We start from the raw sequence: 22,783 nt of genomic DNA, 5'->3' as shown, positions 1-22,783 counted from the left end.
TCGGGTTGCCTGCTCGGCCGACCGGCGGTGTGGTCGGCCGACTCCGAGATTAACGCGGATCCACCTCCCGCAGACCGTCCTCGGTGAGTTCGAGCCACCGGGTCGCCGCGATCTCCCTGAGGAAGGGCAGGTCGTGACTGGCGACCACGAGCGCGCCGCGGAACTCGGCCAGCGCCGAGGTGAGGTGCGCGAGGCTGGGCAGGTCCAGGTTGTTGGTCGGCTCGTCGAGCATCAGCAGCCGCGGCGAGGGCTCGGCCAGCAGGATCATCGCCAACGCGGCGCGCAGCCGTTCCCCGCCCGACAGGGCCGATGCCTGCGTGTCGGCCGCATCGCCGCGAAACAGGAACCGGGCCAGCCGTGCCCGGATCTGCTCCTGCGTGGCGTGCGGTGCGGCGTCGGCGACGTTCTGCGCCACCGTGCGGTCGCCGTCGAAGATGTCGAGCCGCTGCGGAAGCGACCGCCACGGCACCCGTGGGCCCGCATCGGCGATCGCGCGTAGCAGCGTGGTCTTGCCGATCCCGTTGCGTCCGATCAGCGCGATGCGCTCCGGCCCGGACACGGTCAGCGACACCGTCGGCCCGCAGGCCAGGGTGACGTCCTCGAGTTCGATGACCTGCTGGCCCGGGTGGACGGCGGTCTCCGGCAGGTCGATTCGGATCTCGCGGTCGTCGCGGATCAGATCCTCGACCTCGGTGAGGGTCTGTCTGGCCTCCTCCAGCTTGTCGATGTGGCTGCCGCGGAGTTTGCCCGCCGACACCTGGGCCTGACGCTTGCGCTCGCCGGCCAGAATTCGTGGGACGCTGCCCTCCATCTTTTTTCCGTACCGCACCCTGCGCGCGATCTTCGTCTGCGCCTCGACGAGCTCGCGGCCCTGCTTGCGCACGTCGCTGCGGGCGTCGCGGACCGCCGCGCGGGCCGCCTCCTGCTCGGCGTCGATGGTGGCTCGGTAGGCACTGAAGTTGCCGCCGAACATCCGCACCTCCCCGCGGCGCAGCTCGGCGATGGAGCCCATCCGCTCGAGCAGCTCGCGGTCGTGGCTGACCACGATCGCGGTGCCGGGGAACTGTCCGACCGCCGCGTACAACCGGGCCTTCGCGGCCGGGTCGAGGTTGTTGGTCGGCTCGTCCAGTAGCAGCACCTGCGGGTCGCCGAGCAGCGCGGCGGTGAGGCCGAGCAGCATCGTCTCCCCGCCGGACAGCGTGCCGACGGTCCGGCCGAGCGCGTCCGTCGAGGGGGCGATGTGCGCGAGCCCCAACCGGTCGAGGGTGGCGACGGCGCGTTCCTCGATGTCCCAGTGTCCGGCGGCGACGGCGAAGTCCTCGTCCGTTCCCACGCCGGATTCGATGCGGTGCAGCGCCTTTCGCGCAGCCTCGATGCCCAGAATGGCATCCACCCGTCGGTCCGGGTCGAGGGCGAGGTCCTGGCGTAGGTACGCCAGCGACCCGTGCACGGTCACCGAACCGCGGTCGGGGGTCAGCTCACCGGCGATCAGCCGGAGCAGCGTGGATTTGCCCGCGCCGTTCAGGCCGACGAGTCCGGTTGTGCCGCTGCCGAACACGGCGTCGAGGCCATCGAAGACGGGGTCGCCGTCGGGCCAACTGAAGGTGAGATCGGAAAGTGCGAGATAGGGCTGGGCCATGGGTGCTCCTAGAGGTGGGTTGCCGTGCGACGGCGTGCACGAGCACGCGACGCGATGCGTTCACTACCTCTGAATGAGCAAGGGCCCTTCTCCGATCGTCGACGACAAGACGTCCACCACGATAGGACGAGCCCGGCGGTTCGACAAGGGAATTATGAGCGGCGCCTCAGATGTTCGGTCCCTCGGACCGCAGTTCGTCGACCCGGCCCATGGCCTCGCGCAGCTCGGCGAGCCACTGTTCGCTGTGCTCGCCCGCGAGCTTGACCGCCCAGGTCAGCGCGTCGGCCCTGGATCGGGCCACCCCGGCGTCGACAAGGGTGTCGAGCACCCGCCGCTCGGGCTGGCGCAGGCGGGTCATCACCGGCACCGCCAGATGGGTGAACAGCACGTGCCGCTCGCCAATGGTGACGCCCCACGCGACCTTGCGCCCGTAGCGGGCCTCGGCCTCGTCGGCGATCCGCATGCGGTCAGCCCTTGTGGTCTCCCGGAACCGGGAGATCCGGCCGTCGACGGCGGCCTGAGAGGTCTCCTCCGGTGCGGGCAGCTCGCCGGTGACGACGATCTCCTCGCGGTCGACCACCACCGTGGCCGGACCGGTGAACCAGTCCTCGGGTAGTCGTCCGGCGAACCACTCGCTCGCGTCGCTCGCGTCGGGGATGTCCGCCTGCTGCCAGCCGCCGGGCCGCCCGAACCTGCGGCCACCGTGTCCTGTGTATCCCATCGAACTCACCTCTAAGGTTGCGATGATTACTTGATTACAGTCATACGCCCCTTTCAAGAATTGCGCCACAGACAACGACCCCGCATCGGTATCGATGCGGGGTCATCGTCGGATCGGGACAGGGCCGAACGATCTCCTAGCCCTGCGACAGGCCCGGCTGGGTCTGGATCTTCCCGGGGCCACCGGCGGCACCGCCCGCCTTCGCGGGCATGTGCCATTCGCCGTCCGCGCCGCACACCAGGCCGTGGCTGACGTCACCCGGCTTCTTGTTGATCACCGTTTCATTGCCCTGGTCGTCGGTGTTCACGATCGGGCAGGGCCCCGTCGGGCCGTTCGGGCCGATGGGGGTGTTGGGCTCGGCATTGGCGACGGACGCCGCCCCGAAAGCGCCGAGGATCGGAAGGGTGGTGATGGCGACGGCGGCAAAGGTGCGACGGGCGTTGAACATTCAGTATCTCCTGGGGTGGTGGTGAGGTGTCTCGGTGACGGGTACAACTCTGCCCAGCCCGGCCCCAGCTCAGAAGCAACCCAAGGGTGCGGCGTAGCCACCCGGGGAGTGGAGTCCCGCCACCCCAGGATCGGCACGTTTCGACGGCGTGAGGTGCGAGAACTGCGCGCCGACGCCGGAGCCGCCTAACCTCGAGGCCATGCGGATGAAGCTGAGTGTGGCGGGGATCGCGGTGTCGGCACTGGTGCTGGGCGGATGCACCATCGGGCAGTCGGAGTCGGAAACGGAGATCGCGGCCCAGCAGTTCGCCGACGCGCTCACCCAGCGGAACGCGCAGGCGGCCGCTGACCTCACCAGCGACCCGGCGGCCGCGAAGGCCGCGATCAGCCAGATGTTCGACGGCCTGGCCGCCAGGGATGCGACCTTCGTGGTCGCGGGCACCGACAGCGACGCGGGCACCTTCACCCTCGACGCGGACTGGACCCTCGGCGCCGAACCCGAACCCGAACCCGAGGCGGAGTCCACCACGACGCCGACGTCCGGGACGACGAGCGCCACCCCGACCGCCGAGACCGACTCGGCACAGACCTGGAGCTACACCACGACCGGCGGCGGCAAGGCCGTCGCCGACGGCGGCAAGATCCCGTGGGACCCGCAGCTGCTGGCGCCGGGGCTGACGGCGGACACCACGCTGCGCTACACCACCCTGGCCGGTGGCTCCCCACAGGTGCTCGACGCCGCAGGCCGCCCGCTGATGAGCGAGCAGACCGTCACCCTGGTCAATCTCGACCCCGCGGCGATCGCGGACCCGGCCGGCACCGCTGCCGCGGTCGCGCAGCTGGTCGGCCCGGTGGCGCCCACGGTCACCGCGGCCTCGCTGCAGGCGGATCTGGCCGGAGCCCAGGGCAAGACCGTCACCGCGATCACGCTGCGGGACGCGGACTTCCAGCCGATCGCCGATCGGCTCGCCGCGATCCCCGGCGTGCAGCTGGTGAAGCAGACCCGGTTGCTCACCGCGGACAAGGCCATGACCTCGCCGACCCTCGACGGACTCCGCGAGCTGTGGCAGCAGGGCCAGGACGCCTCCGCGGGCTGGGCCGTACAGCTGGTGAGCGCCAACGGATCCGCCGAGCGACTGGCCGGTGCGGACGGCACGCCCCAGCCCGACATCGCGACAACCCTCGACCCCGCGATCCAGACCGCCGCCCAGGCCGCCATCGCCGACCTTCCGCAGCAGGCCGCGATCGTGGCACTACGGCCGTCCACCGGCGAGGTGCTCGCGGTGGCGCAGAACCCGGCTGCCACCGCGCAGGGGCCGATCGCGCTGACCGGTCTGTACCCGCCGGGGTCCACCTTCAAGACGGTCACCACTTCCGCAGCGCTGCAATCGGGTTCGGTCACCCCCGACACCGTGCTGCCGTGCCCGGGCAGCGCGAACATCGAGGGGCGCACCATCCCGAACGACGACAACTTCGACCTCGGTTCGGTGCCGCTGCACACCGCGTTCGCCCGTTCCTGCAACACCACCATGGGTGCGCTCGCGGTCGCGTTGCCGCCGACCGCACTGCCCCACGCCGCCCTGCAGTTCGGTCTCGGTGTGGACTACGTGACCCCCGGGCTGACCACGGTCACCGGCAGCGTGCCGCCCGCGGACACCCCGGCGCAGCGCGTCGAATCCGCGATCGGGCAGGGGCAGGTGACCGCGACGCCGTTCGGGATGGCGCTCGTGGCGGCTTCCATCGCCAAGGGCTCCACGCCCGCGCCGACGCTGGTCGCGGGGATGCCGGGCGTCGCGAACACGACACCGGCCCCGGCGCCCCCGCAGGTCACAGAGCAGCTGCGGACCATGATGCGCGAGACCGTCACGGCGGGCACCGCCACCCAGCTCGCGGACATCGCCGACCTCCGCGGCAAGACCGGCACCGCCGAGGTCGGCGATGCTGCCGCGCACGGTTGGTTCGTCGGCATCGACGGCGACGTGGCCTTCGCGGTGTTCGTCGCGGGGGCGGACAGCTCTGCTCCCGCGGTGGACGCGGCCGGACGGTTCCTACGACCGATCCAGGCCCAGATCCCGCGGTGACCCTCGGGCAGTACCTTCTGCTGGTCGCCCATCGGTGAATCCGGAAGTCGGCTGAGTCTGGCCTGACACCCGATTCCCGAGACCGCATGGCACCGAGTGCCGTATCTTCACAGATCATTCACGTTTCGGGGGGTTGGGAAAGATGCGCAAATTGACAGGCGTCAGCTGGGCTGTTGCGGCGGTCACCGCGGCGGCGCTGCTCGTCACCTCTGCGCCAGCAAGCGCAGGGTCCACAGACGCCCTTCTCGGCGTCACCGGGTCCGCGAGCACCGGGTCATCCGGCACCGGGTCCGGGGGCGCACAGTCCACGACGCCCGTCGAGCTGCCGCCCATGGTCGCCGCCGGTAGCGGCTACGCCGCGGAGTTGAAGGCCGCAGTCGACTATTGGACCGTCGACCGGCTCGCGCAGGGCGGTCTCAACGATGACAACCTCGCCAACGGGCTCGACGGCCAGGGCAGCGACGTCATCGTTGAGCCGACGGCAGGAGGCGACGCCCTCAGCGCCACCTTCACGGGCCAAGGCCAGATCCGCAAGACCGCCGGGAAGTTGCTCCTCAAGCGCACCAAGCCGAGAAGCGCCGACTACGTGCTGACCAGTTGCTCGGCGAACGTCGTCAGCAGTGCCAACCAGAGCGTCGTGCTCACCGCTGCCCACTGCTTGCGGATGGACTCCTCCAACTGGGACTTCGGCACGGGGATCGAGACCACGCAGACGGTCGGTGCGGTCTTCATCCCGGGCTTCGACGGCGCTGCTCTTGCCCGCCACGTCCCTGGCAGCGATGGCGGGACCACGATGCCTGGCACCGACATCGCGCCCTACGGCGTGTGGGGGGTGACCCGTGCGTGGATCACCAACGGATGGGCTGCCGACGCCAGCCAGTTCGGCGAAGGCCCCGGGCACGACATGGCCGCGTTCCTGGTCGACAGCCCCACCGACAGCCGGCCGATCCAGCAGGTCACCGGCGGTCAGCAGGTCGGCTTCAACCTGCCCCAGGGCAAGGTCCTGACCGGCTTCGGCTACCCCTCCGACAACATCAAGAGCTGGTACGCGCCGCCGATGGTCGACGGCGTCCCGACCCGCACGGGCGCCGCCAACCGTAACGGGGTGCCGTCCGAACTCCAGCGCTCCTTCGACGGCCGCACCCTCAAGGTCAGTTCCGGGCAGACAACGGGCATCGCCAGCAGGTACCTCGACGTGCTGCCGGCGGCCATCAGCCCCGGCGCGAGCGGTGGGCCGTGGTTCGAGCAGTACGACCCGGCCACCGGTACCGGCATCCAGGTCGCCGTCACCTCCCACTTCGTCAACGCCGATGGTGGCCTCCCGGTCTTGGAGACCGTCCTCGCCAACATGAACAGCGCCCGTCCCTACATGTCGGCCACCCACTTCGTGGATCAGGAGAAGGCCGTCTACGACCTCGCCCAGGCTCAGGTCGCACCGAACTGACGCGTTGACGGGCCTCGGGCACGGACGAGATCCGTGCCCGAGGTCCGTGTTCAGTTGCTCAACGTGGTCGTGTCCTCGTCGCCGACGATCGGCGCCCGAACGCCGGTGCCCCGCACTCGATCTGACCGTCGGGACGACACCGATCGGCGCGGCAGGCCGATCCCGACCGCCTTGCCCGAAGGGGAGTCGCGGCCGGATTCCTACCGTCCGTTGGGTTGTTCGGCAGTGGTGTCAGTCCGCAGCAGTGTTCAGGGACTGACCGTCGTCGGGCTCAGATGCACCAGACGAGTGCGGCGGACCCGAGCGGCACACTGAAGCACAGGGCAACCGAGCCAAGGGCGGGCGTAGCGGCCACGGTGTCGCTCGCGGAGGCGGCGGGGGCCGCGAAGACTCCGACGGTCAGGGCGATGGCGGTCGCGGCGAGGGTTTTCGTGATCTTGGTGGACATTGTGCTCACACCTTTGAGTGGGACGAACCTTCGGTCGAGCCACCCCTCATGGCTCTCAACCATCGTCCGCCCGAGGCGTCATCGCGCACAAGGGTCCGGCGGCAGGACGCTGTCAGTGGACCCCGCGCATCATCCGGCTGATCCACGGCGAGAGCAGGATCATCACGACGCCGACCGAGATCGAGGCCGCGCCGACCCAGGTGAAGTACGGCGCCTCGTCGTTCTCGTTGTAGTACTTCGCCAGGGTGCCTGCCATCGACGACCCCAGTGCCACCGACAGGAAGAACAGCGCGACCATCTGGGTGTGGAATGCCTTGGGCGCCAACTTGGTCGACAGCGAGAGCCCGACGGGGGAGAGGAACAACTCCGCGAAGGTGAACAGCAGCAGGATGAACATCAGCCCCAACAGGGGGGTGCTGTTCGGCCCGCCGCCCGCGAACGGCAGGAACGCGAGGAAGGCCAGGCCCATGATGATGGTGCCCGCCGCGAACTTGAGCGGCGAGGACGGCTGGCGGGGGCCGAGCTTCGTCCAGATCGCCGCGAAGACGCCCGCGAAGATGATGATGAAGACCGGGTTGATGGACTGTACCCACGAGGCCGGGAAGTCCCAGCCGAACAGGTTGCGGTCCAGTCGCTTGTCGGAGTAGATCGCGACGACGGTGAACTGCTGCTGGAACAGTGACCAGAACGCGGCGCTGGCCAGGAACATCGGGATGAAGGCGATGACGCGGCTGCGCTCGGTGCTGGTGATCTTCTTGCTGGTCAGGATCACCAGGAAGTAGGTGATCGACGCGACGATCGTCAGGCCGACGACCACATCGGAGAGGTTGTCGGTGGTGATGGCCCCGATCAGGCAGAGCGCGAGGATCGCGAGGATCGCGACGGCGCCGACGGCCGCGTACCGCAGCCGCTGCGCGTGCGGCATCGGGTTCAGCGGCCGCTCGCCGATCCCGGCGAGCCGCTTGCGGCCGAGCGTGTACTGGATCAGGCCGAGCGCCATGCCGATCGCGGCGAGCGCGAACCCGACATGGAATCCCCACTCCTTCTGTGCCCATCCGGTCAGCAGCGGGCCGACCAGCGCGCCGAGGTTGATGCCCATGTAGAAGATCGAGAACCCGGCGTCGCGGCGGTCGTCGTTCTCGGCGTAGAGGTCGCCGACCAGGGAGGTGGCGTTGGCCTTGAGCCCGCCGCTGCCGACGGCGATCGCGATCAGGCCGACCCCGACGCCCGCCAGGCCCGGGATCACCGCAAGGGCGATGTGGCCGCACATGACCAGGACCGCGCTGTAGAAGAGGGTGCGCTCTGATCCCAGGATGCGGTCGGCGATCCAGCCGCCGAGGATCGTGGAGAGGTAGACGGTGCCGCCGTACGCGCCGACGATGCTGGTCGCGGCGGCCTGGGAGATGCCGAGCCCGCCGTCGGCCACGGAGTAGTACAGGTAGTAGATGAGGATGCCCTGCATCCCGTAGAACGAGAACCGCTCCCACATCTCGACGCCGAACAGGTTCGCGAGCGCCAATGGCTGGCCGAAGAAGCCGTGGTCGGCCTTGGGATCACGGGGCGGCGAAGTGAGTTCGCTCATCGCCAAACTTTCTCATGGGTGGGTGGTGCGGGGTGGGACTCGAAGCCAAGTTGTTAGGCGACGGTGGAACGCTTCCTGACCGCGGCATAGATCGCGCGCCAGCCCAGCAGGAACGCCGCCAGCACGCTGGTCGCGACGATGATGAAGCTGAACGCGGTGCCCTGGCCGCTGATGACCCGCAGGATCATCCCGACCACCACCGTGCTCAGCCAGATGATCACCCCGGCCGGTACCACCGAAGCCGGGAGCGACTTGTTGCGGTACAGCGCCTCGTTGGCCAGCCAGCCCGCCGCCAGCCCGCCGAGGAACGGCCACGCCGTGGTCGCCAGTCCGGCGAGGACGTTCGCCTCGTCATGGCTCCGTCGGCCGATCGCGCAGAACACGACCACCAGGACGATGTCGACGGCCAGGACGGCCAGGACGGGCGGGCGCTTGTTCACGGATCCAGGGTAGGCCGCGGATCTCGAGGCGCCGAACCGGGAGGTTCCCTCTGACTGGGACAACGATGTGATGCAGGTCTCGCGGACGCCTACCTTGGGCATACCAAGACGGTCCGGTCGAGCCGACGAATGCCGCCCTGGCGGGCGGCGGTGTGTGAGAGGTGCAGAGATGGTGCAGTGGAACGAGACGTGTGACGTGCTGGTGGTCGGGTCGGGTGGCGGCGGCGTCACCGGCGCCTACACCGCGGCCCGCGAGGGACTCGACGTGATCCTGGTGGAGGCCACCGACAAGTTCGGCGGCACCACGGCGTACTCCGGCGGCGGCGGGGTGTGGTTCCCGTGCAACCCGGTCCTCAAGCGCGCGGGCACCGACGACACCATCGACGACGCGCTCGAGTACTACCACGCCGTCGTCGGCGATCGCACCCCTCGTGACCTGCAGGAGGCGTACGTCCGCGGTGGCGCCCCGCTGATCGAGTACCTGGAGCAGGACGAGAACCTCAAGTTCGAGATGCTGCCCTGGCCGGACTACTTCGGCAAGGCTCCCAAGGCGCGCCTGGACGGTCAGCGGCACATCATGCCGTCGGTGCTGCCGGTGGCCCAGGCCCCCGAGTTGCGCGAGGTCGTGCGCGGCCCGCTGGACGTCGACCGGCTCGGAGCGCCTGCGCCCGACGACTACTTCATCGGCGGCCGGGCGCTGATCGCACGCTTCCTCAAGGCGATCGAGAAGTACCCGAACGCCACCCTGAACCTGAACACCGCGCTGGTGGAGCTGGTGGTCGAGGACGGCGCCGTCGTTGGTGCCATCGTCGAGCGCGATGGCGAGCGGATCGCGATCCGTGCCAGCAAGGGCATCGTCCTCGCGGCAGGCGGTTTCGAGGGCAACGACGAGCTGCGGCAGAAGTTCGGGGTGCCGGGCGAGGCCCGCGACACCATGGGCCCGTGGGCGAACCTCGGCAAGGCGCACGAGGCAGGCATCGCGGCCGGTGCCGACACCGACCTGATGGGCGAGGCCTGGTGGTCGCCTGGCATGACCCACCCGGACGGCCGCTCCGCGTTCGCGCTGTGGTTCACCGGCGGCATCTTCGTCAACCAGGACGGCAAGCGGTTCGTCAACGAGTCCGCACCGTACGACCGGATGGGCCGCGACATCATCGCCCAGATGGAGGGCGGCACCGCCACGCTGCCGTACTGGATGGTCTACGACAACAAGGAGGGCGAGGTGCCGCCGGTCAAGGCCACCAACGTCTCCATGGTCGAGGCCGAGAAGTACCAGGCCGCCGGCCTGTGGCACAGCGCGGACACCCTCGAGGAGCTCGCCGAGAAGATCGGTGTGCCTGCCGAGAACCTCATCGAGACCGTCGCGCGCTTCAACGGGTTCGTCGCCGACGGCGTCGACCCGGACTTCGGTCGCGGCGACGAGGCCTACGACCGGGCGTTCTCGGGCGGTGAGCCGCCGCTGGTCACCATCGATCAGGGGCCGTTCCACGCGGCCGCGTTCGGCATCTCCGACCTCGGCACCAAGGGCGGGCTGCGCACCGACACCGCCGCGCGGGTGCTCGACCAGTCGGGCAACCCGATCCGGGGCCTGTATGCCGCGGGCAACACGATGGCCGCGCCGAGCGGCACCGTGTACCCCGGCGGCGGTAACCCGATCGGTACCAGCATGCTGTTCAGCCACCTCGCGGTGCTGGACATGGCGGCGGGCAGCTAGAAAACGCGAGAACGCCCCCGTCGCGACCCCAGGAGTTGGGTCGCGACGGGGGCGTTGTTGCGTGTGGGGGATCAGGCCTGCAGGCCGGCCTCGATCTCCAGGGTGATGGTGATCTTGTCGCCCACCACGGCGCCGCCGCCCTCGAGCGGCATGTCGATGCTGATGCCGAAGTCCTTGCGGTTGATCACGGTGCTGGCCTCGAAGCCGGCGACCGGTCCGTGGCCCATGCCCGGGTTCACGCCGTTGAACTCGAGCTTGAGCTCGACCGGGCGGGTCACACCGTGCAGGGTGAAATCGCCGTCGACCACGAAGTCCTCGCCCTTGGCGCGCACGCCGGTGGAGGTGAAGGTGGCGGTCGGGAACTGCTCGGCGTCGAAGAAGTCGGCCGTCTTGAGGTGGCCGTCGCGCTGCTCGTTGTCGGTGGTGATGGACGCGACCTGGATCTGCGCGTCGACGGACGGGGTGCCGTCCTCGGCGACGGTGATGGCGCCCGAGAACTCCTGGAAGCGTCCGCGGACCTTGCTGACCATCAGGTGCCGGACGGAGAAGCCGACGGTGGAGTGGCTGGGGTCGATGGCCCAGGTGCCGGTGGTCAGGGTGGGGAGGGCGATGGCGGTGGTCATGGGGACTCCTCGTAGGTAGTTCAAATTTCAAGCATGTGCACCGTCCAACGGTGCCGAGGGAGCGGATATTTCCCCATGGCGATGTGACCTGCGACACACGGAACCGCCGGCCGAGGGAATCGGCCGGCGGTCCTCCTGGGATCACCCGATGAGCGCCAGGATCAGTCGAGCGTCGCCGCGGCGAGCACCGCCCGCAGGGCCGATGCCGTGACCGACGCCTCGATGCCCATGCCCCACTGCGTCTTGCCGTTCATCCGGCACTGGGCGAACGTGATGGCCTGTCCGCCCGCGCCCTCGGCGACCGACTGCAGTGACATCGCGAGCACCTCGACCGGACAGCCGTGATCGGCCAGGATCAGGGTCAGCGCCTCGACCGGCCCACTTGCCGAGGCCTCTCCGTTGACCTGCATGTCGCCGAGCGTCGCGCGGACCGTCAGGTGGTCGCCGTCCCCGAGATGTTCGAGCGACCACTTGTCGAGGGCGCCGTGGTGGGCGTACTCGGCCGTCAGCAGCTTCCACAGCTCCTCGGCGGTGACCTCACCGCCGCCGTCGTCGGTGGTGTGCTGCACTCGTCGCGCGAAGTCGATCTGCAGCGCGCGCGGCAGGTCGAGCCCGTAGCCGGTCTGCAGCAGATACGCGACACCGCCCTTGCCGGATTGGCTGTTCACCCGGATGATCGCCTCGTAGTCGCGGCCGATGTCGGCGGGATCGATTGGCAGGTAAGGCATCTCCCACGGCTGCTGCACGGGCTCCACGCCCGCCGCCTTCGCCGTCGCGTTGTGCTTGGTGAACCCCTTCTTGATCGCGTCCTGATGGGTGCCCGAGAACGCCGTGAACACCAGGTCGCCGACGTACGGGTGGCGCGGGTGGACATCGATCCTGTTGCAGTGCTCCGCCGTTCGCCGCACCGCGTCGAGGTCGGAGAAGTCGATCATCGGGTCGACACCCTGCGAGTGCAGGTTCAGGCCGAGCGTCACGAGGTCCACGTTGCCGGTCCGCTCACCGTTGCCGAACAGGCAGCCCTCCACCCGCTGGGCACCCGCGAGCATCCCCAGCTCCGCCGAGGCGACGCCGGTGCCCCTGTCGTTGTGCGTGTGGATCGACAGGATCACCGAATCGCGACGGTCGAGATGCCGGTGCATGTATTCGATCTGATCGGCGAATACGTTCGGCGTGGCCGTCTCGACGGTGGTCGGGAAGTTGTGGGAGACCGGCCGGTCCGGGCTGGCATCCCACAGTTCGGTGATGCTGTTGCAGATCTCGAGGATGAAGTCCGGCTCGGTGAGGTTGAAGACCTCGGGGGCGAACTGGTAGCGGATGCCGGGAATGGCGTCGCCGATGCGGGCCACGTACTCCGCGGACTTGAGGATGTGGGCGAGCAGTTCCTTGCGGTCCTGGCCCAGCACCATGGATCGCCACATCGGAGCGGTGGGGACGTAGACGTGGATCACCACGTTGGCGAGGCCGCGCACCGATTCGAAGGTCCGGTCGATCAGGTCGGGCCGCGCGGCCGTGAAGGCGACCACCGTGACGTCCTCCGGCACCAGATCGAAGGTCACCAGGTCGCGGGTGAAGTCGAACTCGGCCTGGCTGGACGCCGGGTAGCCGCACTCGATCTCCTTGTATCCCATCCGGACCAACTGCTCGAACATCAGCCGCTTGCGGGCGGTGTCCATCGGCTCGGGGAGGGCCTGGTTGCCGTCGCGCAGGTCGACGGGAGCCCACAGTGGGGCGGCGGTGAGCCGGTTGGACGGCCACTGACGTCCGATGCCGTCGTCCGGCGGTGTCGGCACCCGGTCGAAATGCGACCGGTAACGATGCGAGGGCATCCCGGACGGGACTTGGCGGTTCCACTTCATGTCGGCTCCTGGGGTGAGAGGAGGCGGTCGACATGTCGAATCCCGCGGGGGAGAGGGCCTGTTCAGAACTTTCCGCGGCTCACGGCGTGTCGCCCGTACATGGCATGAGAGTTAGGCTATGTGAGATTGGCCACGGCGGAGACGGCAATTGCCCGATTCGGGTAATGGGCACCCCCGCAGGACGAGTGCGCTCAATCTACCCGCTGATCAGCCGTTTTCTCGGTGCGGCCGCTCGCCCTTCGGGCTCTCGAGGCCCTCGATCTGGACGGAAGGGGGCTCGTGCAGCGCCCGCTGTTCGCTGCGTTCGAGCTCGACATCGAACTCCAGATCCTCGTGCTGATGGCGTCGGAAGAGGAAGAGGAAGACGATCCAGCCGACGATCGCAACCAGGATGAAGCTCACCCCGCGGTACACGAATGCGGCCGCAACGGCCTGCGAGGCGCTGATGCTGGCCGCCGTGGTGAGGGTGGCGATCAGGGTGGCGTCGACGAAGACCAGGCCGCCGGGCGCGAGCGGGATGGTGGCGACGGCCTTGCCCGCGGCGAAGGCGATCAGCAACCCGGACAGCGCGGGGTCGGCGCCGATCGCGTAGCAGGCCGCGGCGAGACAGGCGAGGTCCGCGACGCGGTGTACCGCGGACCAGCCGAGGGTGATCGCGCCGTCCCGCTTGCCCAACTGCACCGACTCGAGCTGCTGGAGCATCTCCCGCACCGCGGACATCCCGGTGTCGGCCGGTTTGTTGCGCGCCGCGTTGACGCGCACGAGCACCCAGCGGACGGCCGCCTCGATGGAGTTCGGATGCGCCGAGACGTAGCGGACGGCGAAGATCAGCGCGATCAGACCCGCTATGGAGAAGGTCAGCGTGAAGGGGCTGACCGAGCCGCCGACCAGCAGCGCACCCGCGACCCCGATCAGCGCCAGCCCGATGCCCGCGATCACACCGGAGATCGCCAGTTGCCACGAGGCCACGACGGGGCTGGCGCCCCACCGCCGGGTTTCCCGGTAGGTGAACGCCGTCGAGAAGACCTGACCGGCAGGCAGCGTCACCGCCATCGCGGTGGACGCGTAGACCACCGAGACCGACTTGCGCTGGCTGACGGCCACCCCGCCGGCCCGGAGCAGCTGCTTCTGGACGCGCCCGTAGCCACTGAGCGAGACGGCCTGCGCGAGGACGCACGCGGCCAGCCAACCCCAGTGGATCTCGGAGAGCGCGATCCAGGATTCGTGCAGCCGCGGCCATAAGTACACGCCCTCGCCGACGAGCAGGGCCACGAGCAGGACGCCCGCCACCCACTTGAGCCACCAGAACCGCCCGCGTTGGCGATCGGGTGTCGGCCCCTCCGATGCGTGGGGGACGACCTCGCTCCGGTCGGGCTGCGGCGTTACCACCTGCCCAGCGTAACCAAGCAATTCGCTCATCTAGGGATACTGGACCGGCCAGGCGAGGTGAGTGACCCGGTTGCGGCCGCGCAGCTGCACCTGATCGCCCAGCTCCCACTCGGCCTGTTCCTCGTCGTCGGCGAAATACAGCGCGCTGGTCGACGCCAGCACCCGGCTCGGCCGCAGCTTGGCCAGCTCCGTCAGCCGCGACGCCTCGTTCACCGGGTCGCCGATCACGGTGTACTCGAAACGCTCGGCGGCGCCGATGTTCCCGGCCACCGCCAGGCCCGCCGACACGCCGATGCCGATGTCGAGCCCGGTGATGTCGTTGAGCGCGAACCGCAACTCCCTGGCCGCGGCCAGCGCCGCGGACGGTGCGTCCGGCCGGTCCAGCGGCGCCCCGAAGATGGCCAGCGCGGCGTCGCCCATGAATTTGTTGACGAATCCGTGGTGCTGGTCGACGACGTCGACAACGACCCGGAAGAACTCGTTGAGCAGCCGGACCACCTCGCCGGGGGGCTGTTCGGCCGCCGCGCCCGTCGAGCCGACCATGTCAACGAACAGCACGGCGACGAACCGGGTCTCGCCGCCCAGTTCCGTGCCGAACTGCAGCGCCCGGCGTGCCACGTCCTCGCCGACGTGCTGGCCGAACAGCTCGCGCAGCAGCTTGCGCTCGCCCGCATCCTTCATCATCCGGTTGAACCCGACCTGCAGCCGGCCGATCTCGCTGCCGTCGAACACCTCCACCTGGACGTCGGTGGCCCCGCGCTGCACCCGCTCGATGGCCCGGCGGAGCTGCCGGATCGGATCCGAGATCTGGCTGGCGGTGAGCATGGAGAGCGAGAACGCGGTGGTGATGGCCAGTCCGGACAGCAGGATGATCGCGATGGCGAGCGCGTTGGTCGAGAACTGCAGGTCGGTGCTGAGCTGGGTCGCGCACAGCAGGATGATCCCGATCACCGGCATCAGGGTGCCCAGACCCCAGGTCATCGCCATCCGGGGCCCGACGCCCGGTGCCAGGAGGCGGTCGAACTGACCCTCGCTCAGCGCCTTTGCCGCGACCGGCCGCAGGATCCGCTCGCCGAGCATGTAGGTGAACCCGAATGTGGTGGTGGCCGCCATGCACACCGTCACCACGACCGCGACCGCGAGTTCCGGCATCTCCCAGACGGTCAGGAAGACGAACAGCATGCCGCCGATGACCCACAGCACCAGGTGCACGATCGCCTGGCGGAGCGGGGCGTGCAGCGCCGCCATCTGCTCGCTGCGGGTCGGCGGCCCCCCGCGCAGCTGCCAGCGGATCACCGACCGCAGCATCATCGCGGCCGCGCCCAGGCTGACGATCCCGGCGAAGAACAGGTAGATGCCGAAGATGACGACGTTGCGGACGCGATCGGCGATGATCGCCTGCGACTCCGAGATGGGCAGGCCGTACCGGATGAAGGCCAGCACGAGGACCGCGCCGAAGAAGTTGGCCAGGATCATCGAACCCATGTAGAGCGGCCATCGACTACGCATGGTCAGCGCGACCGCTCGATAGGAGGATGCCAGCACAGGACCAACTTAGTCGTGCGGTGCCGGTGCCGAGCGCACCGCGTCGACGCGGCGTGACCTGGACCTCACCGTCCGCCCTGCCGCGCCGATCTCCGCCTCCCGCACAACGCCCCATCGGCCGATAGGCTCGCCGGGGTGAGCGCGAACGAGCCGCGATCGGATCTCCCGCCCTACGGTGACGCCAGGGCGGTGCACCCGATCGTGCGGGTTGGCGCCGAATGGACGTGGCGGCTGCTCGTCCTCTTCGCCGGGTTGGTCACCCTCGGCTACCTGATCAGCAAACTGGACACGGTGCTCATCCCCGTCGGCCTGGCGCTGCTGGCCGCCGCGCTGCTCTATCCGCTGGTGGACTGGATGCAGAGCAAGGGGGTGCCGCGGTCGGCGGGCGTGGTTGTCGTGCTCGTCGTCGCGATCGGCGTCGTCGCCGGGATCATGACCTTCGTCGTCGAGCAGTTCATCGCAGGCCTGCCGGAGCTGACCGACCAGTTCACCCAGTCCGTCAATCAGATCCAGGATTGGCTGACCGCGGGCCCGTTCCACTTCTCCGAGGACCAGATCCGGCAGGCGGGCGATTCGATCGTCAAGTCGATCCAGGACAACAAGGAGGCGGTGACCAGCGGCGCCTTGACGACCGGCAAGGTGATCGGGGAGCTGTTCACCGGCGCGGCGCTGACGCTGTTCACGGTCATCTTCTTCCTGTACGGCGGCGAACAGATCTGGGAGTTCGTGACCCGGGTGGTTCCCACCGCCTCCCGTGAGCGGGTCCGGCTGGCCGGCAGCCAGGGCTTCGGCTCCCTCGTCGGATATGTCAGGGCCACCGTCGTGGTCGCGGCGGCCGACGCGGTGGGGATCGGGGTCGGGCTGGCGATACTCGGGGTGCCGCTGGCGCTGCCGCTGGCCTCGCTGGTCTTCGTCGGCGCGTTCATCCCGATCGTCGGTGCCTTCGTGACCGGCTTCGTCGCGGTGCTTGTCGCGCTGGTCACGAAGGGACTGATCACCGCCCTGATCACCCTCGGCATCATCATCGGGATCATGCAGCTCGAGGGTCACGTGCTGCAGCCGCTGCTGCTCGGGCGCGCGGTCCGGCTGCACCCGCTGGCGGTGGTGCTGGCGATCACGACCGGCATCGTGCTCGCCGGGATCGTCGGCGGCCTGCTCGCGGTGCCGATCGTCGCGGTGCTCAACACCGCGGTCCGGTCGCTGCTCGCCTCCGATCAGGAGGAGGTGCCTGCGGAGGTGGATGTCGCCGACCCGCGGATTCCGCTCTTCCCTGCGACCCCGGACGAGATGCCGTGAGTCTTCTCGGCCCGCAGGAGGACCAGAAAGACTCACGGGCCACCGAGCCGCTGTGGCGGGCCGCGCAGGTGTTCCGGTTGGCCACCCTGGTGTACGCGGTCAGCTACCAGGTCGCGTCGGTGGCGAACTACACGCGGCCGACGCTGAGCTGGGCCATGGTCGCGCTGATGGCGGTGTGGTCGGGCCTCGCGGCGGTAGGGCTGTCCAGGAACGCGGCGGCGCGGCCGTGGCTGGTCGCCGCCGACCAGGTGGTGGTCGTGGCGCTGATGGCCTCGACCCGGCTGGTGTCCGATCAGGACTGGTACTCCACGCACCAGACCCTGCCCACCACGCTGTGGGCCACGAACGCGGTGATCTCCGCGGCGATCCTCGGCGGGCCGTGGCTCGGGGTCGCGTCCGGGGCGGCGATCTCGGTGGTCAGTGCGCTGGTCCGGGGACAGATCGATCTGGACCTGTGGCGCGACGCCACCGCGCCGGTGCTGATCTCGGTCGGTCTCGCGCTCGGGCTCGCCGCCAACACCGCGCGGCGTTCGCACGCGCAGCTCGAGCGTGCCGCGCGACTGACCGCCGCCGCGGAGGCGCGCGAGCGGCTCGGACGCGAGGTCCACGACGGGGTGTTGCAGGTGCTCGCGTACGTCCGTCGCCGCGGAACCGAGATCGGTGGCCCGACATTGGAATTGGCAACCCTGGCGGGTGAGCAGGAGGTGGCGCTGCGGGAGCTGATCTCGGAGCAGGCGGCACCGGTGCACGGTGGCGGTGACGTGGACCTGGGGCCGTTGCTGCGCGGCGAGGCGAGCACCACGGTGTCGGTGTCGGCGCCCGCCGTCCCCGTGCTGATGGCGCGGGAGCGGGCCGCGGAGGTCGCGGCCGTGGTGCGGACGGCCCTGTCGAACGTCGAGCTGCACGCGGGTGGGGGCGCGAAAGCCTATGTGCTGCTGGAGGACATCGGCGAAGAGGTGATCGTCTCCGTGCGCGACGACGGCGCCGGGTTCGCCCCCGGCCGCCTCGCCGAGGCCGAGGCCGAGGGGCGAATGGGGGTGTCGCGCTCCATCCTCGGCCGGGTCGCGGACCTCGGCGGCACCGCGACGCTGGAAACCGCCCCTGGGGAGGGTGTCGAATGGGAGATCAGGGTGCGCAAGCTGGCATCGAGGAGGGAGAGAGCGTGACGGAGCCGCTGACGGTCATGGTGGTCGACGACCACCCGATGTGGCGGGACGGGGTGGCCCGCGACCTCGAGGCTGCCGGATTCGCGGTGGTGGCCACCGCGGACGGTGTGACGGCGGCGCGTGCGCGCGCCGCGGCGGTGCGGCCCGCCGTGGTCCTGATGGACATGCAGCTGCCAGACGGAAACGGGGCCCAGGCCACGGCCGCGGTGCTGGCGGCCTCGCCGGACTCGACCGTGCTGGTGCTGTCGGCGTCGGCCGAGCGTGAGGACGTGCTCGAGGCGATCAAGGCGGGGGCAACCGGATACCTGGTCAAGAGCGCCTCGGCCGCGGAGCTGGTGGACGCCGTGCGGGCCACCGCCGCGGGCCAGGCGGTGTTCACCCCCGGCCTGGCGGGCCTGGTGCTCGGCGAGTACCGGCGCATCGCGTCCGGTCCCTCCGATGACCGCGCCCCCGAGGTGCCCCGGCTCACCGAGCGCGAGACGGAGGTGCTGCGGTTGGTGGCAAAGGGCCTGAGCGCCAAGCAGATCGCCACCCGGCTCACGCTCAGTCACCGCACGGTCGAGAACCATGTCCAGGCCACGCTCCGCAAGCTGCAGCTGGCCAACCGCGTCGAGCTGACCCGGTACGCCATCGAGCGTGGGCTGGAGTGAGCGGCTGCGCCGCCCGTGAGTGATCCGTACCCCGACTGGGGTGCGAAACGCGCACGGGCGTCGCGGCGCATATCCTGGCGGCATGGATGCGAGGGATCTGCGGGTATCCGATGCGGAACGCGAGCACGTCGGGCAGCTGCTCCAGCGCGCGGTCGGGCAGGGGATGCTCTCGCTCGGTGAGTTCACCGAACGCATGGACACCACGCTCGCCGCGAAGACGCGGGGTGAGCTGAACGCGGTGCTCGTCGACCTGCCCGGGATACAGCTGGTGGGGGAGCACGCGCCGCAGGCCGCGCCGTACCCCCAGCCCGCTCCGTACGCGCATCCGCACCCCCAGCCCCAGCCGCATTTCGCCCCAGCCGAGCCGTACCGGGGAACGGTCGGACATCCGGGCAGCGTTGTGCGCGGACGGATGTCGACGGTGAAGCGTCAGGGACCCTGGCAGGTGTCGCCGACGCTGCACGTGGACAGCATGATGTCCGATGTCACCCTGGATTTCACCGAGGCGATCATGACGAGCCAGGTCGTGGAGATCGTCGTATCGGACTACTTCAGTTCCATCTCGCTCATCGTCCCGCCGGAGGCCACCGTTGACCTCAACGCCGTCGAGACGGTGGCTGGCAGCGCCACCAACAAGGTCCGCACCGGGCCCCCGATCGGTCCGCTGCACGTGGTGGTGCGGGGGAAGGTGCGGTTCGGCTCGCTGACCGCCAAGCACCCCTTCGGCACCAGCTGGAAGCGGATGCTGGGCTGACCCCCGAGGGGCCCGCGTGGATCTCGCGCAAAACCCCCATCCCGATTGGGTAGGACTACTCATGTCTTTGTTTGCCCGCGCGCCGATTGTTGGTGCATGGTCAATTCTGCAAGCCCCCAGATCGATCCGCAGCTGGTCGCACGGTTGTCCGGCGAGTTCGACGCACTCGGGCTGCACATGCGTGGTGTCGCCGCGGATCTGACGCGGCTCAGGTCGCAGCTCGAGATCCCCTCACCCCTGTCGGCGCAGCAGGCGCCCGCACAGCCGCAGGCCCACGTTCCGCAGCCCCCGGTTCCGCAGCCGCCGGTCCAGCAGCAGTCGCCGGTCCAGTGGCCGACGGCGCCGACTCCGCTTGCGCCGCAGGCCGTCCCCGTGCAGCCCGCCCCGTGGCCGCCCGTTCGCGCGCAGGTCCCCAGGCGGGATCCTCGCGAGCCGTGGTGGCAGCGCGACGGCATGGTCAGCCGGGTGCTCGCCGTCGCGGGCGCGGCGGTGACCCTGATCGGAGTGCTGATGCTGCTGGTGCTGGCCGCGCAGGCCGGCTTCTTCGGCCCGGTGGCCCGGGTGAGTGCAGGAGCCGTGTTCTCCGTCGCCCTGGTCGGGGCAGGCGTTCGCGTGTTCGGGCGGCAGGGGGGACGGGTCGGTGGCCTCGCCCTTGCCGGTACCGGCGTCGCGGGCGGCTATCTGGACGTGGTCGCCGCGACGTCGTACTACGGCTGGCTGCCGCCCGTTGTCGGGCTCGCCGTCGCCTTCGGGATCGCCGCGGGTGGCATGACGCTGGCGACGCGCTGGCAGTCGCAACCGCTGGCCGCGCTCACCGTGGTCGCGGTGGCGGTGCTGGCCCCGGCCTTGGCGGACGGCCTCACCGTCACTCTGCTCGCCTTCCTCGTCCTGCTCCAGGTTGCCGCGTTCCCGCCCCAGCTCGGCAGGGACTGGCCGTATCTGCATGCGGCACGGACGATTCCGGCGGTGCTGGGCATGCTGATCGCGCTCGCCGATGCCACCTGGAACGGGGCCTCGCCGTGGTCCGGCGCGGATCGCTCGGTCGCGGTCGCGCTGCTGGCGTTGGCGGTGATGGTCGCCGTTGTCGGTGTCGGCTCGGCGGTGGTGCTGGTGCGGCGCAACACCGCTGACGTCACCGCGACGGTGATGCTCGTGCTGGCGACGCTGCCGCTGCTGTTCTCGGGTGGCGTCGCGGGCCGCTGGACCGAGGTGGTGCTGCAGTGCGGGCTCGCGGCCGGGTTGCTCGCCGTGCCTGCGCTCGTGCGCCCGCTGCCCGGCCACACCCGGGTCGCGACGGCGGCGGTCGCGTCCCTGGCGGTGCTGCAGGCGACCGTCGGTGCCAGCCCACGGGATGCGCTCCCGGTGGTGCTGCTCGCGATCGCGCTCGGACTGGTCGCGGTCGCCGGTCAGGCCCGCTCCCGGATCGCCTACGGCGCGGGGGTCGGCTTCGGGTCGATCGGCGCGCTGCTGTTCCTCGACGCCGCGCCGCCGGAGGCGCTGGCGTACCAGGCCGACGCGGTGGGCTCGCTCGCCGTCATCGCGTCCGGGGCGATGCTGGCCGCCCTGATGGTTCTCGTTGTCGGGCAGGGGCATTCGATGGGACTGCTCGATGACCGGCGGGCCGATGCGGCCTGGCTCGCGGCGGGGATCGGCGCCCTCTATGCGGGCACGGCGGCGGTGGTGGCCGCCGGTGTCGCGGCGCTGGGTGTGGACAGGGGCTTCATCGCCGGACACTGCGCGGCCACCCTTGGCGCGATGGTGCTCGCGACGGTGTCGCTGCGGTGGGGGCTGGCGCACCCGGACCGGGCGCATCTCGCGCTCGGAGCGGGCTTGACCCTGACCTTCGCGGCCCTGGCCAAGCTCTTCCTGTTCGACCTGGCGACGCTGGACGGGATGTTCCGCGTGCTGGCCTTCATCGGGGTCGGGCTGCTGCTGCTGGCGGCGGGAACCCGGTACGCCAGGGCCTTCGCCGAGGGCGCACAGCGCGGCCGGGTGGAGGCCTAGCCACCCGGCCTGCGGCTGCTCGCCCTCGTCCTCAGTCCTCCTGGTGGCGGGCGAGCAGCTCGCTGACGCTCACCGTCGGCGAGCCTGCCGAGTGCCGGTGCCTGGGCTGATCCTCGGCCGGGCCCGCGGACTCGTTCGAGCCGTTGGTCTGCGGAGGAGCCGCCTGCGGGGGAGCCGCCTGCGGCGGCCGCGGCACCTTCAGGTCGGCCAACCAGCTCTCGATCGGGCGGGAGTCCCGCTCCGCCTGAACCTGGTTGGGTGCGGCGCCGCCGGACGGTCGCGGGGCGGGCGCCCGACGCGGGGCCCGCTCCGGATCGACGGCGGGCGGGTGCGCCCGGGGGATCGGCACCGTCATCGGTTCCGACACCGGCTCCGCGGTCTCGGCGACCGCGGTGGCTGCTGCGGTGCGCGCGGGCAGCACCTGCTCGACCGCCGCCCGGGTGAGCGGGACGGGATTCGAGGGCCGCGGCTCGACCGGGACCGGCATCGGGGGTGTCACGATCACCGGGACGTCGGACGGCATCAGCTCGTCCTCGAGGATCGGCTCGCCCAGGCCCAGCTTCTCCTGGATGCGCTTCATCCAGGCCGGTGCCCACCAGCAGTCGTCGCCGAGCAGCTTCATGGTCGCGGGCACCAGGAACATGCGGATCAGGGTGGCGTCGATGACGAGCGCGGCGATCATGCCGTAGGCGATGTACTTCATCATCACCAGTTCGGAGAAGGCGAACGCGCCGGTGACGACGATGAGGATCAGCGCGGCGGCGGAGATGATGCGGCCGGTGTGTGCGGTGCCGACCCGGACGGCCTCGGTGGTGCTTGCGCCCTGTGCCCGGGCCTCGACCATGCGGGAGAGCAGGAACACCTCGTAGTCGGTGGACAGGCCGTAGATGATCGCCATGATCAGCACCAGGACCGGCGACATGATCGGTCCCGGCGTGAAGTTGAGCAGCCCGGCGCCGTTTCCGTCGATGAAGATCCACG

The 22,783-nt window shown here is 70.0% G+C and carries 19 protein-coding genes and 1 pseudogene; 8 read left to right on the top strand and 12 right to left on the bottom strand.

What is annotated here, in order from left to right; all coding sequences use genetic code 11:
* Nucleotides 1-49 precede the first annotated feature (49 nt).
* The 4 genes and pseudogenes from BR31_RS32620 to BR31_RS0120400 all read right to left on the bottom strand — a co-directional run bounded on the left by BR31_RS32620 (nt 50) and on the right by BR31_RS0120400 (nt 2,808).
* Nucleotides 50-811: an ATP-binding cassette domain-containing protein gene (locus tag BR31_RS32620; protein WP_442970234.1), complete on the bottom strand. Its 762-nt coding sequence runs from the start codon at nt 809-811 to the stop codon at nt 50-52.
* A 219-nt stretch (nt 812-1,030) separates the two neighbouring features.
* Nucleotides 1,031-1,552, bottom strand: a pseudogene (locus tag BR31_RS32615) (ATP-binding cassette domain-containing protein); the annotation flags it as partial.
* Nucleotides 1,553-1,805: 253 nt separating this feature from the next.
* Complete coding sequence (locus BR31_RS0120405; protein ID WP_027502591.1) at nt 1,806-2,360, bottom strand: hypothetical protein; 555 nt, start codon at nt 2,358-2,360, stop codon at nt 1,806-1,808.
* A gap of 136 nt (nt 2,361-2,496) precedes the next feature.
* Complete coding sequence (locus BR31_RS0120400) at nt 2,497-2,808, bottom strand: hypothetical protein (protein WP_027502590.1); 312 nt, start codon at nt 2,806-2,808, stop codon at nt 2,497-2,499.
* Between the two features lie 205 nt (nt 2,809-3,013).
* Between BR31_RS0120400 and BR31_RS0120395 the strand changes: the two genes are divergently transcribed.
* Nucleotides 3,014-4,888, top strand: coding sequence for a penicillin-binding transpeptidase domain-containing protein (locus BR31_RS0120395; RefSeq protein ID WP_027502589.1), 1,875 nt, complete (start codon nt 3,014-3,016; stop codon nt 4,886-4,888).
* A 142-nt stretch (nt 4,889-5,030) separates the two neighbouring features.
* Nucleotides 5,031-6,332, top strand: coding sequence for a trypsin-like serine peptidase (locus BR31_RS0120390; RefSeq protein ID WP_156042559.1), 1,302 nt, complete (start codon nt 5,031-5,033; stop codon nt 6,330-6,332).
* 271 nt (nt 6,333-6,603) lie between these two features.
* Here the strand turns inward: BR31_RS0120390 and BR31_RS31965 are convergent, their stop codons facing one another.
* The 3 genes from BR31_RS31965 to BR31_RS0120375 all read right to left on the bottom strand — a co-directional run bounded on the left by BR31_RS31965 (nt 6,604) and on the right by BR31_RS0120375 (nt 8,802).
* Nucleotides 6,604-6,780 (bottom strand): hypothetical protein, encoded by a 177-nt coding sequence (locus BR31_RS31965; protein WP_027502587.1) that lies wholly within the window; start codon nt 6,778-6,780, stop codon nt 6,604-6,606.
* 112 nt (nt 6,781-6,892) lie between these two features.
* Nucleotides 6,893-8,362: a peptide MFS transporter gene (locus BR31_RS0120380; protein ID WP_027502586.1), complete on the bottom strand. Its 1,470-nt coding sequence runs from the start codon at nt 8,360-8,362 to the stop codon at nt 6,893-6,895.
* Between the two features lie 53 nt (nt 8,363-8,415).
* Complete coding sequence (locus BR31_RS0120375; protein WP_231496636.1) at nt 8,416-8,802, bottom strand: DUF3054 domain-containing protein; 387 nt, start codon at nt 8,800-8,802, stop codon at nt 8,416-8,418.
* A 169-nt stretch (nt 8,803-8,971) separates the two neighbouring features.
* Here BR31_RS0120375 and BR31_RS0120370 point away from each other — a divergent pair, with 169 nt between their 5' ends.
* The gene (locus BR31_RS0120370) at nt 8,972-10,516 is read left to right on the top strand and encodes an FAD-binding protein (RefSeq protein WP_027502584.1); all 1,545 of its coding nucleotides are present in this window, start codon (nt 8,972-8,974) and stop codon (nt 10,514-10,516) included.
* Between the two features lie 71 nt (nt 10,517-10,587).
* Here BR31_RS0120370 and BR31_RS0120365 read toward each other — a convergent pair whose 3' ends face one another.
* The 4 genes from BR31_RS0120365 to BR31_RS0120350 form a co-directional block, all read right to left on the bottom strand.
* Nucleotides 10,588-11,139: a YceI family protein gene (locus BR31_RS0120365; RefSeq protein WP_027502583.1), complete on the bottom strand. Its 552-nt coding sequence runs from the start codon at nt 11,137-11,139 to the stop codon at nt 10,588-10,590.
* Between the two features lie 161 nt (nt 11,140-11,300).
* Nucleotides 11,301-12,998 carry a 2-isopropylmalate synthase gene (locus BR31_RS0120360; protein ID WP_027502582.1) on the bottom strand — a complete coding sequence of 566 codons (1,698 nt, stop codon included), beginning with the start codon at nt 12,996-12,998 and terminating at the stop codon, nt 11,301-11,303.
* Nucleotides 12,999-13,205: 207 nt separating this feature from the next.
* Nucleotides 13,206-14,417: a lysylphosphatidylglycerol synthase transmembrane domain-containing protein gene (locus tag BR31_RS29525; RefSeq protein WP_081830608.1), complete on the bottom strand. Its 1,212-nt coding sequence runs from the start codon at nt 14,415-14,417 to the stop codon at nt 13,206-13,208.
* Nucleotides 14,418-15,872 carry an adenylate/guanylate cyclase domain-containing protein gene (locus BR31_RS0120350; protein ID WP_027502581.1) on the bottom strand — a complete coding sequence of 485 codons (1,455 nt, stop codon included), beginning with the start codon at nt 15,870-15,872 and terminating at the stop codon, nt 14,418-14,420. It abuts the gene before it with no gap.
* A 195-nt stretch (nt 15,873-16,067) separates the two neighbouring features.
* On the opposite strand from BR31_RS0120350, the gene BR31_RS29520 reads away from it, so the two are divergent.
* From BR31_RS29520 to BR31_RS0120325, 5 genes are all read left to right on the top strand, one after another.
* Nucleotides 16,068-17,228, top strand: a complete 1,161-nt coding sequence (locus BR31_RS29520) for an AI-2E family transporter (protein WP_051637613.1) — start codon at nt 16,068-16,070, stop codon at nt 17,226-17,228.
* Nucleotides 17,225-18,394 (top strand): MacS family sensor histidine kinase, encoded by a 1,170-nt coding sequence (gene macS, locus BR31_RS29515; RefSeq protein WP_037177520.1) that lies wholly within the window; start codon nt 17,225-17,227, stop codon nt 18,392-18,394. The genes BR31_RS29520 and macS overlap by 4 nt, the downstream gene beginning before the upstream one ends.
* A complete protein-coding gene (locus BR31_RS0120335; protein ID WP_051637612.1) occupies nt 18,346-19,044 on the top strand; it encodes a response regulator in 699 nt (232 codons plus the stop codon). The genes macS and BR31_RS0120335 overlap by 49 nt, the downstream gene beginning before the upstream one ends.
* Before the next feature lie 82 nt (nt 19,045-19,126).
* Nucleotides 19,127-19,798: a DUF1707 SHOCT-like domain-containing protein gene (locus BR31_RS0120330; protein ID WP_027502579.1), complete on the top strand. Its 672-nt coding sequence runs from the start codon at nt 19,127-19,129 to the stop codon at nt 19,796-19,798.
* Between the two features lie 96 nt (nt 19,799-19,894).
* Nucleotides 19,895-21,802 carry a DUF2339 domain-containing protein gene (locus BR31_RS0120325; RefSeq protein WP_027502578.1) on the top strand — a complete coding sequence of 636 codons (1,908 nt, stop codon included), beginning with the start codon at nt 19,895-19,897 and terminating at the stop codon, nt 21,800-21,802.
* Nucleotides 21,803-21,833: 31 nt separating this feature from the next.
* Here the strand turns inward: BR31_RS0120325 and BR31_RS31960 are convergent.
* The coding region (locus BR31_RS31960; RefSeq protein WP_027502577.1) for an MMPL family transporter at nt 21,834-22,783 on the bottom strand (950 nt) is incomplete at its 5' end.

Source organism: Rhodococcus sp. UNC363MFTsu5.1, from assembly GCF_000686785.1.
In the GTDB taxonomy this organism is placed as follows: Bacteria; Actinomycetota; Actinomycetes; order Mycobacteriales; family Mycobacteriaceae; genus Rhodococcus_G; species Rhodococcus_G maanshanensis.
This window is presented reverse-complemented; position numbering and strand designations above follow the sequence as displayed.

What these genes read in the sequence shown, in the direction of transcription:
- BR31_RS0120325 (WP_027502578.1), top strand. Translation starts at nt 19,895, where the DNA reads ATGGTCAATTCTGCAAGCCCCCAGATCGATCCGCAGCTGGTCGCACGG.
- BR31_RS0120350 (WP_027502581.1), bottom strand. Translation starts at nt 15,872, where the DNA reads ATGGGTTCGATGATCCTGGCCAACTTCTTCGGCGCGGTCCTCGTGCTG.
- BR31_RS0120400 (WP_027502590.1), bottom strand. Translation starts at nt 2,808, where the DNA reads ATGTTCAACGCCCGTCGCACCTTTGCCGCCGTCGCCATCACCACCCTT.
- BR31_RS0120405 (WP_027502591.1), bottom strand. Translation starts at nt 2,360, where the DNA reads ATGGGATACACAGGACACGGTGGCCGCAGGTTCGGGCGGCCCGGCGGC.
- BR31_RS31965 (WP_027502587.1), bottom strand. Translation starts at nt 6,780, where the DNA reads ATGTCCACCAAGATCACGAAAACCCTCGCCGCGACCGCCATCGCCCTG.
- BR31_RS0120370 (WP_027502584.1), top strand. Translation starts at nt 8,972, where the DNA reads ATGGTGCAGTGGAACGAGACGTGTGACGTGCTGGTGGTCGGGTCGGGT.
- BR31_RS0120390 (WP_156042559.1), top strand. Translation starts at nt 5,031, where the DNA reads ATGCGCAAATTGACAGGCGTCAGCTGGGCTGTTGCGGCGGTCACCGCG.
- BR31_RS0120365 (WP_027502583.1), bottom strand. Translation starts at nt 11,139, where the DNA reads ATGACCACCGCCATCGCCCTCCCCACCCTGACCACCGGCACCTGGGCC.
- BR31_RS0120330 (WP_027502579.1), top strand. Translation starts at nt 19,127, where the DNA reads ATGGATGCGAGGGATCTGCGGGTATCCGATGCGGAACGCGAGCACGTC.
- BR31_RS0120395 (WP_027502589.1), top strand. Translation starts at nt 3,014, where the DNA reads ATGAAGCTGAGTGTGGCGGGGATCGCGGTGTCGGCACTGGTGCTGGGC.
- BR31_RS32620 (WP_442970234.1), bottom strand. Translation starts at nt 811, where the DNA reads ATGGAGGGCAGCGTCCCACGAATTCTGGCCGGCGAGCGCAAGCGTCAG.
- BR31_RS29525 (WP_081830608.1), bottom strand. Translation starts at nt 14,417, where the DNA reads ATGAGCGAATTGCTTGGTTACGCTGGGCAGGTGGTAACGCCGCAGCCC.
- BR31_RS0120335 (WP_051637612.1), top strand. Translation starts at nt 18,346, where the DNA reads ATGGGAGATCAGGGTGCGCAAGCTGGCATCGAGGAGGGAGAGAGCGTG.
- BR31_RS0120360 (WP_027502582.1), bottom strand. Translation starts at nt 12,998, where the DNA reads ATGAAGTGGAACCGCCAAGTCCCGTCCGGGATGCCCTCGCATCGTTAC.
- BR31_RS0120380 (WP_027502586.1), bottom strand. Translation starts at nt 8,362, where the DNA reads ATGAGCGAACTCACTTCGCCGCCCCGTGATCCCAAGGCCGACCACGGC.